The sequence below is a fragment of the Candidatus Eisenbacteria bacterium genome (assembly GCA_016235265.1).
GTDB lineage: Bacteria > Eisenbacteria > RBG-16-71-46 > RBG-16-71-46 > JACRLI01 > JACRLI01.
Map to the genome: position 1 here is coordinate 67369 of JACRLI010000015.1, position 13735 is coordinate 81103.

The following is a 13735-nucleotide window of genomic DNA, read 5'->3' on the forward strand; positions in this document are numbered from 1 at the left end:
CTACAGGTCCTTTCCGCCGGCCTGCCGCAGCGTCGCGTCCACCTTGACGATCTTGTAGTGCTCCACCTTGGTGTCGCTCTCGAAACCCACGCCCGAAAGCACGCTGCCCTGGGCGTCGGTCACCCTCACGAACGCGTCGGAGGTGATCTTCTGCTGCCCGTTCCAGAAGCGCAGCACCTCCGATTCCACGTGCACGCCGGTGGTGGTCCGGATGTCCACGCGTCCCTCCGCCACCATGTCGTTGGTGGACTGGTTCAGGGTGCCGCGGTTGCACGTCAGGTGCGAGTACGCCTTGCCGCCCTCGTCGTAGAAGTCCACGTCCACGCCCTCCACCTCCACCCGGTTCTGCGCGTTGTACACCAGCGCGCGCCGCGCGTGCAGCGTCCAGCTCCGGGAGCCGGCGCTGGTCTCGGTGACTTTCATGTCCTCGATGATCTCGTCGGGGCGGGTGGCGGCCCGGGTGAGCGCGGGCGAGGTGGACTCCGGCGAGCACGCCGCCACCAGGCACAGCAGCGCCAGGCCGGGCAGGATTCCATGTCGGGGGATGGCAGGTGTCATGGACTCGATCTCTCCTCACCCCACCCTATCAGGAAGGAAGAAGCCCCAGCAAGCATATTCTGTGCCATTTACTTATCGGCTCGGTCGGGGCGGTTCTGCAGGGCGGCCCGCTACTTCAGCCCGGCCTTGAGGCAGTCGTGCAGGTGCAGCACTCCCTCCAGCCGACCGTCCCCGTCCAGCACCACCAGGGACGTGATGGATCCGCCGGGGTTTTCCTCCATGCGCCGCACCGCCTCGGACAGGTAGGCGTCCGCGGCCACGGTCCGCGGCCCGCGGGTCATGACCTCCCCCGCGGTGCGGTCCAGCAGGCCGGCGTCGCGCAGCAGCAGTCGCTTGAAGTCGCCGTCGGTGAGGATCCCCTCGAGCCGCCCCTCCTGGCCGCGCACCAGGGCCAGGCCGATGCCTTTGTCCAGGATCACGTGCAGCGTCTCGCGCAACGGAGTGTCAGCGTCCACCATCGGCAGGTCCGGGCCGGTGCGCATCACATCGCGCACCCGCAGCAGGCCCGCGCGGCCGATCGCCCCGCCCGGGTGGTAGAAGGTGAAGTCCTCGCGTCGGAATCCCTTGCGTGTGAGCACCGCCATGGCCAGCGCGTCGCCCAGCGCCTGGGCGGCGGCCGCGCTGCTGGTGGGCACGAGGTCGAACGGGCAGCCCTCCTCGGGCCGGCCGATGCTGAGGCGGATGTCGCACGCCCCGGCCAGCGGGCTGTCGCCATTGGAGAGGATTCCGATCAGGGGCAGTCCCAGCAGCTTCAGCGTGGGGATGATCGCGCCCAGCTCGGTGCTCTGGCCGCTCTTGGAAATCAGCACCACCACGTCCTGGCGGCTCACCAGCCCCAGGTCGCCGTGCAGCGCCTCCACCGGGTGGATGAACACCGCGGGCGTGCCGGTGGAGGTGAGGGTGGCCGCCAGCCGCGCGGCCACCATGCCCGACTTGCCCACCCCGGAGGTCAGCACCCGGCCGCGGCAGGCCGCGACCGCCTCCACGGCGCGCTCGAAGCCCGTTCCCAGCGCGCCTTCCAGCGCGGCCACCGCGCGGCTCTCCAGGCGCAGCACGCGCCGCGCCGCCTCGAGCGCTTGGGGCGTGGTGTGCGTGCCGGGCTCCGGGTTCGTTGTCATTGCAGGATTCTAGCAGGTCAGGGGTGCGCGCGCCGCACGGCCGCGGCCGCGGCGCCGCGGGCGGCTCCGGCCTTCAGCAGCAGCCGCCCCTTGGGCCGGGAAGCGATCTCCAGCGTGAGCAGCTCGGCGCGCCCGGTGGCGAACTTCTCCTTGTACGGCTCGTCGCCGCGCAGGAAGTCGAACACCGCCACGCCCTCCTCCACCGCGCGGCGCAGGCCCTGCATCACCGCCAGTTCGCCCACGTTGTAGAGCTTGAAGTCGAGGTCCCAGCCGGACTGGTAGTAGCTGGCCACGCCGCGGTGATGGAACACCAGCGTCGCCGAGACCAGCCGCGGCCCCACCCAAAGCTGGTGGAGCCGCAGCCACCCGCGCTCCAGCGCGCGGGCGCAGAAACGGTCCAGGAAGCGCCGCTTCGCCTCCCGCCCCAGGGTGCCGGGCCGGCCGCGGCTCTCCCACAGGCGAACGTGCAGCGCAGCCATCTCATCCAGGACGCGCGCCAGCGGGGCGGCCTCGTCGTTCAGCCGCACCTCGACATCGGCGTGGTCCTTGCGCAGCCGCCTCGCATAGTACTCCAGGCGGCCGGTGCGCCTGGCCCCCAGGGCCGCCTCGATCTCACCCCACGTGCGCGGGAGCGCGGCGAAGGGCGCCACGTCCCGGGCGCGCTCGAGCAACTCCCAGCCGCGGCGCTCGGCGGCCGCGCGCACGGCGCCCGCGAAGGGCCCCTCGTCCACGGAGGCGAACCGCAGCACGTCCGCGACTTGCAGCTCGTCGGCCATCCAGGTCTCGAGCGCGCGGGCGGCCGGCGCCTCGAAGCCGGGCTCCACCACCGGGGCCAGGTGATCGCCCGAGGCCATCTCCTCCCCCCCGATCGCGGTGACCCGCACGGGCAGCCCGCCGGGCCGCTCCACGGTGCGGGCCATGGGCAGCGCCGCGCGCACCGACCCGGCGTCCTCCAGCAGCACGATGGCCGGCTCGGCGCCACCTTGCAGCGCGTCCAGCCAGGAGAGCTGCCATTCCGGCGTGAGGAACACGCCGGCCCCCGGCGCGCGCTCCATCAGCGCGCTCCAGGGGCCGGCTGCGGACCGGGCGGTGTCGGGAGTGTCCGCGATCCGTACGGTGAGGGTCATCCGGCGGCGGTCCCTAACTGCCCATCCCCGTCGCGGAGAGGCCGAACATCGCGGCCGTGACCCCGCCCACGACCAGCCCGATCAGCATGGTGACCACGATGAGCACCAGGGCGCTCACCAGCATGTACGGCACCACCTTGTCCGGCGGCGTGGCCATCAGCCGGGGCACCCCGAGGTAGAAGAGGTAGATGGAATACAGGCCGCCGGCGATCGCGCCCAGCATGCCCAGCACCGGGATGACGGCCAGGATGCCGCCCACCCACGCCGCGGTGCACGCGAACACCACCAGCTTGAAGGCGCTGCGGAAGTCCTGCTTCGAGCCGAACGTGGGCGCGAGCGCGTTCACCACCCAGGCGTTGATGTACACCGCCACCACGGTGAGCACCCACGCGAGCACCGCGCTGACCAGCCAGTACGGGAGACTGCGATGCATCCCGAACGCCGCCATGAACATCGCGCTGACGAAGGCGCTCCCGATGAACGCCGCCAGCTGGCTCAGCAGAGTCAGCGGCACGACGTAGCTCATGGTGAGCGGCTGCGGGTCGATGTTCTCGGCGGCGACCACGTCCCACTCCGTGGCGGGGGTGGTCAGCATCCTGGTGGCACGCTCCACGAGATTCAAGGTCTCCCTCCTTCCCGCGGAACGTGCGCCTGCGCGCCCGGCCCGCGACGGCACAGGCAAACTGGGGCTGCGCGCGGGACCGCGCGTCGCCCCCGGCATCTCATCCCCTGCCGACCGCCGCGCGCACCCGCGCGCAGCCCTCCACCAGCTCCTCGAAGCGGTCCAGCGGCCACTGCGTGGCCGCGTCCGAGAGGGCCCGCCCCGGGTCGGGGTGGGTCTCGAGGAACAGCGCGTCCGTGCCCGCGGCGACCGCGGCCCGCGCCAGGGCGGGCGCGTGGCGGCGCTCCCCCCCGGTCACCGGGCCGGCGGGGCGCTGCAGGCTGTGAGTGACGTCGAAGACCACCGGACAGCCGCTCTCCCGCATCACCGCCAGGGAGCGGAAGTCCACCACCAGGTCGCCGTAGCCGAAGAAGGTGCCCCGCTCGGTGAGCAGCACCCCGGTCGCCCCCGCGCTGAGCGCCTTCTCGGCGGCGCGCGCCATGGCGGCGGGATCCAGGAACTGTCCCTTCTTGATGTTGACCACCCTGCCGGTGGCCCCGCACGCGGTCAGCAGCGCGGTCTGCCGGCACAGGAACGCGGGCACCTGGAGCACATCGGCGACCGCGGCCGCGGCGCGGGCCTCTTCGGGAGAATGAACGTCGGTGAGCACCGGCGCGCCGACCGCGGAACGCACCTCCGCGAGCACGCGCAACCCGGCCTCCAGTCCCGGTCCCACCGGGGAGCCCGACGCGGTGCGGTTGGCCTTGAGGTAGGAGCTCTTGAAGATGTAGCCGAGGCCCAGGCGGGAGCATGCGGCGGCGGCGGCCTCGGCGGTGCGAAGGGCCAGGTCGCGCGATTCCAGCATGCACGGTCCGGCGATCACCACCAGGGCCTCGGCCCCGACGGTCACGTCGCCCCGGGGCCCGGGGACGCGCACCGCGCCGGTCATGGACGGCTCCTTCCGCGAGTCGGGTGGCGGCCGGGGAGATGGCCCCGCCCGCCGGCACCCGGGCCCGGCCTGGGCCCGATTCGGCCGGACCCCTGGCGGGCCCGGCGCCCCAGACTAGCGAATTCGGCGCAGGACGACCAGCGCCCCGTCGCCGGCCTCGGGGGCCACCACGGTGCGCACGGCGTACTCAGACAGGCTGGCCTTGCGGTCGGCCTCGTCGCGGAACGGCGCCCCGGCGCCGGCGAAGCCCTCGGGGCGTTCCAGGAGCGCGCGGCGCGCCACCAGCCACTCGGGCCGGCGCGCGCGGACCATGTCCCCGTACCACCCGGGGCCCTGCACCCGCCGGCGGGCCACCTCGGGCGAGACCAGGCCGACTTCGTCCACCACCCGCAGGCCACTGATCCAGCCCGCGATGCCGATGGGCTCGAGCATCACCGACTCCCCGGAGCGCCCGTGGTCACGCAGGTAGAAGCCCGCCTCGGCGAACGTGGCGCTCTCCTGCAGCGCGCGGCCCTCGTAGAGCCGGGGAAACACGGTCCAGCTGCCGGCCACGAACACCAGCAGCGCGGCGGGCACCGCGGTGCCGCGCACCACCCGGGGCAGCCCGATGGCCGCCAGGGAGGCGATCCCGGCCAGCGGCACGCACAGGTACCAGGAGAAGTAGGCGGCGCCCACCAGCACGTAGCCCAGCCACACCGCGAGCATCCCCGCCACCGCGCACGGCAGCGCGCGATGGACCTCGCGCCACAGCCGCCACAGGGCGGGCACACCCAGCACTGCCGCGGGGGCCATCACCGCGGAGACCTGGAAGAGCTGCGCCAGCTCGGGGTTGTTCGGCCAGCGTCCGAGCGCGGCGGGCAACAGCCACTCCCACCACGCGCGCCCCGCCCACGGGCCGGGGCTCCCATAGACCTGGGCCTTGGCGATCACGCTCTGCGGGATGGGCGAGCCGAAGTAGACGCCCAGCGCGCCCCAGCCCAGCGCGCCGATGCCGGCCGCCACCAGCCGATCCCGCCCCCGCGCGGCGGGCAGCAGCAGCGCCGCCACCGCGATGCCCTCCGGACGGGTCAGCGCCACCGCCCCGATGAGCGGCCCGGCCAGCGCGCTCCCGCGCGCGCCCAGCGTGGCCGCGATCAGCGTCAGCGCCACCAGCGCGCTGCTCTCCATGCCGGACACCGCGGTTGCCGCGAAGTACGGCCACGCGGCGAAGAACAGGGCGAAGCACCATGCGCTCATGCGCCCCACGTGCCGGTCCAGCAGGCGCGCCGCGAGCGTGATGGCCACCGCGTCGGCGACCACCGACCAGCCGCGCGCCCACGCCACGGGCTCGTGAGTCAGCCACACACCCAGCGAGACCCACGCGGTCCACAGTGGCGAGGAGAAGCCCATGACGCGTTCCCCGGCGTTGAACACCGGCCCGAGACCTTCCGCCAGGCTGCGGGCGTAGCGGAAGGTGATATAGGCGTCCTCGTAGGCGTTGGGCAGGCGGAACCAGAACCACGCTCGCGTGGCGAGCAGCACCAGCAGCGGGACCAGGTACGGCGCGGAAGGGTCTCGAAGGACCGTGGCCAGCGGCAACTGCGGCCCCGCGGCGCTCCCGGAGGACATGCGCGGGCCGATGGCCCGGCGGCCGGGGCCGCGGGTCGGGTTCGGAGGTTGCTGGCCTGGGGAGGGGTGAGGCAGGGCCGCCTGCCGCTTCCGGGTGTCCGGGCGATCGGGTGCGAATTCCTGGGAGGACATGTCCTTGGGGAAGGCAGCGCGACGGATGCCTGCGCGCGCCCACCCGGGGATCTCGACGGGGGCAGTCGAACTGGTTGCAATAACAAGAGATCACGCGGGCCTGCAGCCCGCGCATCCACCGGGGGTGAACGGCCGGGCCCGCGGCCCGGCGGCGCCACCTAATGTAATGGACGCGCATCGGGCCGGAAAAGTTTCCCCGCCTGGGCGCGGACCACTGTCAGGACCTGGCCACTCCCGTTCCGGAGCCCGATCTGCGCAACGCCTCGCGCTTCGCAGCCGCCACGAACCCGGTGAACAGCGGGTGCGGCCGCGCCGGCCTGGACTTCAGCTCGGGATGGAACTGCACCCCCACGAACCACGGGTGATCGGGCAGTTCCACGATTTCCACCAGCGAATTCTCGGGGCACACCCCCGCGACCGAGAGCCCCGCCCTCTTGAGGTCCTCGCGGTAGCGGTCGTTGAGCTCGTAGCGGTGCCGGTGGCGCTCCTCGATGAACTCGGAGCCGTACGCCTCGAACGCCCGCGAGCCCGGCTTGAGCCGGCACGGGTAGGAACCGAGCCGCATGGTGCCACCCTTGTTCTCCACGCCCAGCTGGCCCGGCAGGATGTCGATCACCGGGTAGGGTGTGTGGGCGTCGAACTCGGTGGAGTTGGCGCGGTCCATGGAGCACACGTCGCGGGCGAACTCCACCACCGCCGCCTGCAGTCCCAGGCAGATGCCGAAGTACGGCACCAGGTTCTCGCGCGCGAAGCGCACCGCCTCCAGCTTGCCCGAGATGCCGCGGTCTCCGAAACCACCGGGCACCAGCACCCCGTGCGCCTGGGAAAGCCACGCGCGCGGGCCGTCCAGCTCGATCTTCTCGGTGTCCACCCAGTCCAGCTCCACGCGCACCCCGTTGGCGGCGCCGGCGTGGATCATGGCCTCGATGATGCTCTTGTAGGAGTCCCGCAGGTGCGTGTACTTGCCGCAGATCGCGACCCGCACCTCCCCCGCCGGCTCCTGCACCGCGCGCACGAACCGGCGCCAGTCCTCCAGGTCGGGCGGTCCGGCGTCCAGGCCCAGCAGCTCGGTGACCTGCCCGTCCAGGTTGCCCTCGTGGAACACCAGCGGCACTTCGTAGATGGAGGCCACGTCCAGCGCCTCGATCACGGAGTCCTTCCGCACGTTGGTGAACAGCGCGATCTTCTCGCGCACTTCGGAGGTCAGGTGCGTCTCGCTGCGGCACAGCAGGATGTCGGGCTGGATCCCGATCTCGCGCAGCTCGCGCACCGAGTGCTGGGTGGGCTTGGTCTTCACCTCGTGGGAGGCCTTCACGTACGGCACCAGCGTGAGGTGGATGAACGCGGTGTCCCCCCGCTTGTTCTCGAGGTGCATCTGGCGCACCGCCTCCAGGAAGGGCAGGCTCTCGATGTCGCCCACGGTGCCGCCGATCTCCACGATGGCCACATCCACGTCGGCGGCCACCCCGCGGATGCGGGCCTTGATCTCGTCGGTGACGTGCGGGATCACCTGCACCGTGCGCCCCAGGTAGTCCCCGCGGCGCTCCTTGGTGATCACCGTGTCGTAGATCTGCCCCGCGGTGGCGTTGTGACGGCGGGTGAGCGAGGTGTCGGTGAAGCGCTCGTAGTGGCCCAGGTCGAGGTCGGTCTCGGCGCCGTCGTCGGTGACGAAGACCTCCCCGTGCTGGAACGGGCTCATGGTGCCGGGGTCCACGTTCAGGTAGGGGTCGAGCTTCTGGAGGCTGACCTTCAGCCCGCGGGACTTGAGCAGCAGTCCCAGCGAGGCCGCGGCAATGCCCTTTCCGAGGGAGGAAACGACGCCGCCCGTGACGAAGACATATTTTGGCATTGGGAAGCTCGCAGGTAAGGGATGGGACCGCGTGACCCGCCCTCACCGGAGCAGGTCTTCACGGAACCCGAGGCTAGCACCCCGGCGAGGTCGGGGTCAAGATCTGGCGGACCGGTGGGAGGACCGATGGGCGGCCAGTCGGCGACCGCGGGTCGCCCGCGTCACCCCACCAGCCTTCCGTGCCCCAGGAATTTCCTCACGAAGGCCATCTGCCCCACGTGGTAGCTGTCGTGCAGCGCGGCCATGGCCAGCGCTCCGCGCACGGTCTGGTCCAGGCTGGGGAACTCGCCCGCAGGGCCTTTCAGCTCCGCGTCGGTGAGCTGCTCGAAGCGCGCCGCCAGCGCGGCGGAGATGTCGTCCCAGGCGGCGCACACCTCGGCCAGCGCGGGCAACTGCAGCGACATGTCCAGCGCCGCGCTGCGGGCGAACGTGCCGTTCCACGGCAGCGGTCGCTCGACGCCCACCAGCTTCGCCAGGTAGACGCGCGTGGTGACCAGGTGGCCGGCCATCCACAACATCGGGTTGGAGTCGTCCCCGGGCCGGATGCGCGCCTCCTCCTCGGTGACGCCTTCGAGCGCGCGATGGAACAGGCTGGTGACGACTCCCTGGATCTGGACGGCCTGCAGGATGGACGGGTGCATGGGCTGGCTCCTAGGGTTGAAGCGTCCACTGGCCCGGGGCCAGGGGATCGAATGCGAAGTGATGATACAGGTTGCTTTCGGCCTCGGACCAGCCGCCGATTTCGACCGTGGAGCCCGGTCGCAGGTAGGTCCCGAGGCTCGAAACGTCCATGCGCACGATGATGTAGGAGGCGCCGGGCCCACCCGGCCCCATCTGCCCTTCGATATGACCGCTGTTGTAGTGAATGTCGCGGTAGTGGGGATTCCCGGGCGGGGGGAAGCCGAAGTTCGCGTAGGCGGTGCTCCATTGGCCGTACTCGAGCTTCACGGCGAAGAAGATGTCCACCCCCGCGATTCCCTCGCCCCAGGCCCCCGTCGCGTCGTCGTTGTCGCTGTCGACACTGATGTTGAATGCCTGCGAGCTCACTTCCTGCGCCTCCACCTCCCCCGAATGGGGGATGGAAACCCGCGCGCCCGGCAGGGGCCCGGAGAAGTCGGCCCGCATGTAGAGATACTTGCCGTGGATCCCGAGGGAGAGTCGGGTGATGTCCACGGGTGGGTAGCCGACCGGTTGACGGTACGGAGGGGCGCCGCCGGGGGCGAGCCTCAGGTCCCCGACCGGATCGGTGAGACCGGCAGCCATGATGTCCGTGTAGTCGGTCGGCCAGGGATCGGACGGCGCAGGCTGCGTGGTCGGATCGCCGCAACCCGCCGGGAGGATCCCGGCCAGGACCGTCCCCAGCGCCAGCAGTGTCTTCCTCATGGGCCCACTCCTGTCCGGCATGGCCGGGGCTAAGGCCTGATGCGGCGCTCCAGTTCCTCCAGGTCCTCGGGGGTATCCACCCCGCGCGTGAACCGCGCGGCGCGCAGCACCCGGATGCGGATACCGTTTTCCAGGGCCCGCAGTTGCTCCAGCCCCTCCAGCCGCTCCAGGCGCGACGGCTCCAGCCTCACGAAGCGCTCCAGTGTCTCCCGACCGAACGCGTAGATCCCCAGGTGCCCGTACGCCGGCGGCGCCCCCGCGGCGCCCGGGTGTGCGGCGGGGATCCGGGCGCGGGAGAAGTACAGCGCATGTCCGGCGGCGTCGCACACCACCTTCACCACGTGCGGACACTCCAGGTGCGCGGGATCCTCCAGCCGCGCCGCCGCGGTGGCCATGGCTTCCCCGCCGGCGATGGACTCGCACAGCTCGCGCAGCAGCGCGGGATCCGCTTCGGGCTCGTCACACTGGAGATTCAGCACCACCCCCGCCGGGGAGCGCGCCGCCACCTCGGCCACACGGTCGGTGCCGCTCGCGTGCGCGGGCGAGGTCATCTGCGCCTCCCCTCCCGCGGCGCGCACCGCGGCCACGATGCGCTCGTCGTCCGCCGCCACCACCACGCGGGCGATCCCCGCGGCGAGCGCCGCATCGCGCGCGTGCAGCACCAGGGGCCGCCCGTGCAGCAGCGCCAGCGGCTTGCCCGGCAACCGCGTGCTGGCATACCGGGCGGGGATCACGGCGAGGACGTCGCGGAGCTCGGACAGGGCATCCTCCGGGAGGCGGCGGCGCTTCAGGGTCGCGGGCCGCGGAGGCGGTGCGACCGATGACGAATCGGGCCGCCCGGATCGGGGCGGCCCGCACAGCGTAGCGTGTGGGGGGGGACAAGAAAAGCGCCGCGACTCCCGGTCCGACGGCTCCCGGCACGGCGCTCCCGGGAGTGCAGCTCCGCCGGGCGCCTACTCCCAGGGCCTGAGGAGCATCTCCGGCACCACCGCGGCCGTCCTCGGCTCCTGGTACTCGGTGCCGGAGAGGTAGAACGGCACCCACACCAGCCGGGCGCTGGACGGCGTGAATGAGCCACCCTTCAGATAGGCGGCCTGCAGCTTCGGGTTCACCGCCAGCGCCTGGAGCAGGCACAGGTCCGCGAGCCCGGCGGCCTGCTCGCGGCCCAGCCGGCAGGTCCCGGGGGCCTCGCGCGTGGAGGGCTCCCAGCGCGGGTCGGCCAGGGTGAACCGGACCGCCAGCTCGTGCAGCTTCTCGGCGTGCCGCGCGTCGAACGCCGGGAACAGGACGCGGAAACCGTCGCGGGGCACTTCGGGGAGTCCCGACGGGGACCCCGACGAGGCGCTCGACGCGTCGCCGCGACCCGCGCCCTCGAACTCGACGGCATCACCCCGGTCACGCCCCCCCCCGCCGGGGCCCTCATAGGCGAGCCGGCGCAGCTGCCCGGCGTCGCGCAGCCGGCCCACGCCCGGGAGGGTGAGCTCTCCGGTGAACGTCCAGAACGGCAGCAGCCGCGCGCCTGCGGCACCCGGGTCCTCCACGCACTCATCCACTTTCTCCAGCCGCTCGTCGCCCACTTCCCAGCCGCGGTGGCAGTTGGGACAACGGCCGACCTCGTCCAGCTCGCGGAAATCGAGCGCGAAGGTGCAGTCGGGACAGGCCAGGGGCAGGAACGACAGCCCGCTCTCGTCCGGGAGCCACGGCTCGCCGGTCGCGGGCAACAGCTCTTCGGGGTGGTCGGCGGTCACGCCGCCGCCCACCGCGTCCACGATCACCCCCTGCCACGCCTCGTCCCGGAAGCGGTGCCGCACCACGTAGAAGGGGAAGAACACCAGGGTGAGAGTGAGCTGCACCGGGAACAGCCGCCCCGATTCCACGGTGAACTCCACGGGCGGGCGCAGCAGGGCGTCCACCCGGGCCAGGCCCTCCTCGCGGGCCTTCGTCCCGCAGGCTTCCGGCTTGAGCCACCGGGCGCCGTCCGGCAGGCGCGCCGGATCGAAGGCCTTCACCTCCAGCATCGCCGGGCGCGTGGAAAGCCCCCACACGCCGGTGTCCGCGGAGCACGCCGGGAAGGTGTGGTCGAAGTCGCGCGCCAGCACCTCGGTGTGGGTGCTCTGCAGCATCGCCCCGCCGCCGGCGGCGTCGCGCACCAGCGACGAGCCACGGGTCCACTTGAACAGCCGCGCGCGCACCCGCCAGTAGGGCGCGTACACCAGATCCGGGTCGAGCAGCCGGGTGGCCCGGACCTCGCCCTCGCGCAAGTGGCGTTTGGCGGCCAGGAGCGCGTCCGCGGGCCGCACGCGGGGTTCGAGGAACGTGGTCAGGTAGGCACGCCGGCCGCGGAGGAAGTGGCGGCGACGGCAGAAGTCGCAGCTCACGGTGCGCGCCGCGGGGTCCATCCGCACCGGCGCGCCGCAGCCGGGGCACGGCACCTCCACCGTGAGGCACGCGCGCGCGCGATCCGGGCCCGCCGGCGCCTCAGGCCAGCTTTTCACCGCACTGCCCGCAGAACTTCGTGCCCGGCACCCGCGGCGCGCCGCACTTCGGGCACGCGGCCGCCGGACCCAGGGTGGTGCCGCACTGCGGACAGAACTTCGAGCCCTGCGGCAGGGCCGCGGCGCAGGCGCCGCACACCGCGGAGAGCGCCACGCCGGTCGCCGGCTGCGGCGAGTGCATGCCCTGGGCGATCATGGACGGCAGGGCGGCGCCGACGCCGGCCCCCACTCCCACGCCCATGCCCGCCTGCGCGGCCGTCGCCCCGATCCCGCCGCCCTGCCCCGAGCCACCGAGCGCCTTGGCGGCGTTGTACTTCAGGAAGTTGTCCAGGTTGCCGACCGCGCCCAGGCCGCTGCGCTCGTCGATCATTTTCTGGACCTCGTCGGGCGGCGTGATGGCGTTGACGAAGAAGTCCACCAGCTCGATGCCGTACTTCGCGAAGTCCTCGTGCACCGCGTTCTTCACCTTGGCGGCCAGCTCCTCGTAGCCCGCGGGCAGGTCCAGGATACTGGTGAACGTCTCGCCGAGCAGGTCGTTGAGGCGCGACACGATCACGTCGCACAGGTAGTCGCCGACTTCGGCCGAGCCCATGGAGCCGCGCACTCCCATCAGGGTGTTCACGAACTTCACCGGGTCGCCCACGCGGAGCGTGTACACCCCGAAGCCGCGCAGGCGCACCAGCCCCAGGTCGCGGTCCCGGAACGCCACCGGGTTCTTGGTGCCCCAGCGCAGGTCGGTGACCACGCGCTGGCTCACGAAGTACATGGCGGTCCGGAACGGGTTCTTGAATCCGAACGGCAGCGACAGGACCTTGGTGATGATGGGCAGGTTCTGCGTGCTCAGGACGTGGCGGCCGGCGCGGAGCGCGTCCAGCGCCTTGCCGTCGCGGAAGAACACCGCCTGCTGCGACTCCTGCACCACGCACACCGCGCCCATCTTGATCTCGGCCGAGCCCTCGGCGGGGTAGCGCCGGACGATCTCACCGGGCAGCGGGTCGTTCCACTCGAGTACTTCCAGGAATTCCGACACGAATCACCTCCAGGGTCGCGGGATGCGGGCGCGGGCAGCCCGCCCGGCCGGGACCGCCGCGGCCCGCGGGGCGCGCGGCGGCGCTGTGCGAAACGGGTCTAGCGGAGCAGGTCGGCGCGTCGCTCCAGGGTGGAGCGAAGAGAGTCCACGCGCGGGCGGAGAGCCTGCAGCACCAGCATGAAGCGCCCGGGCTCGGCCACCGAGTCCTCGAGACCCGACACGCGGGCCTCCACCTCGAGCAGCCCGCGCAGCAGGTCCAGGTCGAGGGCGAGCAGCTGGCCCAGCTCCTCCTGCTTCACCTGTTTGCGGTCGAACAGGCTGCCGTAGCCGCCGGGGGCCAGCGCGGTGGCGTCCGCCAGCGTGCGCAGCTCCACCGACAACCAGTCCGTGGCCTTCAGCAATTCGTCGGGACCGTGCCTAAGGTGCTCGGCGGACAGCCGGCGCAGGACGTCGGCGCTCTTGCGCATGCCGGCGGACGCATGGTCGCGCACCGCGCGGTCGTCCTCGCGCAGCAGCTCGCGTTCCTTGTAGCCGCGGTACCCGGGCAGCAGCGAGGCCCACGCGGGCACGTCCTCGGGGATCGAACTCAGGCGTTTGGGGGAAGACATTGGGGGCACTCCCGGAAATGGCCCACGGCCGGAATCCCTGCCCGGTCGCGGGGCGGCCGGACGCTTCACCCGATCCTTATCGGCGTGCGGCAGGCGGGACTTTGGCGGGCGAATGAGCGGATTGCGGCGCAATGGCGGGGCTCCGGGGGGCCGGAGCGGTGCGGCACGCGGCGCATGCCCGCCTCCCGCGCGCCGGGCGTGCGAAGGGGGCGTCCCCCGCGGGAACGCCCCCTGGATTCGCTGCCGGACGCCGGTCCTCTCGGAACCTGCGCCGGGC

General features: G+C 72.3%; 13 protein-coding genes. All 13 read right to left on the minus strand.

Annotated features, from left to right (window positions below; all coding sequences use genetic code 11):
- The 13 genes from lptC to HZB25_08470 all read right to left on the minus strand — a co-directional run bounded on the left by lptC (position 1) and on the right by HZB25_08470 (position 13458).
- Positions 1-558, minus strand: coding sequence for an LPS export ABC transporter periplasmic protein LptC (gene lptC, locus HZB25_08410; protein MBI5837252.1), 558 nt, complete (start codon positions 556-558; stop codon positions 1-3).
- Between the two features lie 110 nt (positions 559-668).
- Entirely contained in the window at positions 669-1676 is a 1008-nt protein-coding gene (locus HZB25_08415) for a KpsF/GutQ family sugar-phosphate isomerase (protein MBI5837253.1), read from the minus strand.
- 17 nt (positions 1677-1693) lie between these two features.
- Positions 1694-2803, minus strand: a complete 1110-nt coding sequence (locus HZB25_08420; GenBank protein MBI5837254.1) for a GNAT family N-acetyltransferase — start codon at positions 2801-2803, stop codon at positions 1694-1696.
- A gap of 13 nt (positions 2804-2816) precedes the next feature.
- The gene (locus HZB25_08425; protein MBI5837255.1) at positions 2817-3425 is read right to left on the minus strand and encodes a YIP1 family protein; all 609 of its coding nucleotides are present in this window, start codon (positions 3423-3425) and stop codon (positions 2817-2819) included.
- Between the two features lie 100 nt (positions 3426-3525).
- Complete coding sequence (gene kdsA, locus HZB25_08430) at positions 3526-4353, minus strand: 3-deoxy-8-phosphooctulonate synthase (protein MBI5837256.1); 828 nt, start codon at positions 4351-4353, stop codon at positions 3526-3528.
- 114 nt (positions 4354-4467) lie between these two features.
- On the minus strand, positions 4468-5961 hold the full coding sequence (locus HZB25_08435; GenBank protein MBI5837257.1) for a hypothetical protein: 1494 nt from the start codon (positions 5959-5961) through the stop codon (positions 4468-4470).
- A 349-nt stretch (positions 5962-6310) separates the two neighbouring features.
- Positions 6311-7942: a CTP synthase gene (locus HZB25_08440; protein ID MBI5837258.1), complete on the minus strand. Its 1632-nt coding sequence runs from the start codon at positions 7940-7942 to the stop codon at positions 6311-6313.
- Between the two features lie 161 nt (positions 7943-8103).
- Positions 8104-8583 (minus strand): DinB family protein, encoded by a 480-nt coding sequence (locus HZB25_08445; GenBank protein ID MBI5837259.1) that lies wholly within the window; start codon positions 8581-8583, stop codon positions 8104-8106.
- 10 nt (positions 8584-8593) lie between these two features.
- A complete protein-coding gene (locus tag HZB25_08450) occupies positions 8594-9325 on the minus strand; it encodes a hypothetical protein (GenBank protein MBI5837260.1) in 732 nt (243 codons plus the stop codon).
- A gap of 29 nt (positions 9326-9354) precedes the next feature.
- Positions 9355-10086: a 3-deoxy-manno-octulosonate cytidylyltransferase gene (gene kdsB / locus HZB25_08455; protein ID MBI5837261.1), complete on the minus strand. Its 732-nt coding sequence runs from the start codon at positions 10084-10086 to the stop codon at positions 9355-9357.
- A 192-nt stretch (positions 10087-10278) separates the two neighbouring features.
- Positions 10279-11820, minus strand: a complete 1542-nt coding sequence (locus tag HZB25_08460; protein MBI5837262.1) for a hypothetical protein — start codon at positions 11818-11820, stop codon at positions 10279-10281.
- Positions 11804-12850, minus strand: a complete 1047-nt coding sequence (locus HZB25_08465; GenBank protein MBI5837263.1) for an SPFH domain-containing protein — start codon at positions 12848-12850, stop codon at positions 11804-11806. The genes HZB25_08460 and HZB25_08465 overlap by 17 nt, the downstream gene beginning before the upstream one ends.
- A gap of 98 nt (positions 12851-12948) precedes the next feature.
- Positions 12949-13458: a hypothetical protein gene (locus HZB25_08470; protein MBI5837264.1), complete on the minus strand. Its 510-nt coding sequence runs from the start codon at positions 13456-13458 to the stop codon at positions 12949-12951.
- Between the last annotated feature and the right edge of the window lie 277 nt (positions 13459-13735).

What these genes read in the sequence shown, in the direction of transcription:
- kdsA (MBI5837256.1), bottom strand. Translation starts at nt 4,353, where the DNA reads ATGACCGGCGCGGTGCGCGTCCCCGGGCCCCGGGGCGACGTGACCGTC.
- HZB25_08445 (MBI5837259.1), bottom strand. Translation starts at nt 8,583, where the DNA reads ATGCACCCGTCCATCCTGCAGGCCGTCCAGATCCAGGGAGTCGTCACC.
- HZB25_08450 (MBI5837260.1), bottom strand. Translation starts at nt 9,325, where the DNA reads ATGAGGAAGACACTGCTGGCGCTGGGGACGGTCCTGGCCGGGATCCTC.
- HZB25_08470 (MBI5837264.1), bottom strand. Translation starts at nt 13,458, where the DNA reads ATGTCTTCCCCCAAACGCCTGAGTTCGATCCCCGAGGACGTGCCCGCG.
- lptC (MBI5837252.1), bottom strand. Translation starts at nt 558, where the DNA reads ATGACACCTGCCATCCCCCGACATGGAATCCTGCCCGGCCTGGCGCTG.
- HZB25_08415 (MBI5837253.1), bottom strand. Translation starts at nt 1,676, where the DNA reads ATGACAACGAACCCGGAGCCCGGCACGCACACCACGCCCCAAGCGCTC.
- HZB25_08420 (MBI5837254.1), bottom strand. Translation starts at nt 2,803, where the DNA reads ATGACCCTCACCGTACGGATCGCGGACACTCCCGACACCGCCCGGTCC.
- HZB25_08435 (MBI5837257.1), bottom strand. Translation starts at nt 5,961, where the DNA reads ATGTCCTCCGGGAGCGCCGCGGGGCCGCAGTTGCCGCTGGCCACGGTC.
- HZB25_08440 (MBI5837258.1), bottom strand. Translation starts at nt 7,942, where the DNA reads ATGCCAAAATATGTCTTCGTCACGGGCGGCGTCGTTTCCTCCCTCGGA.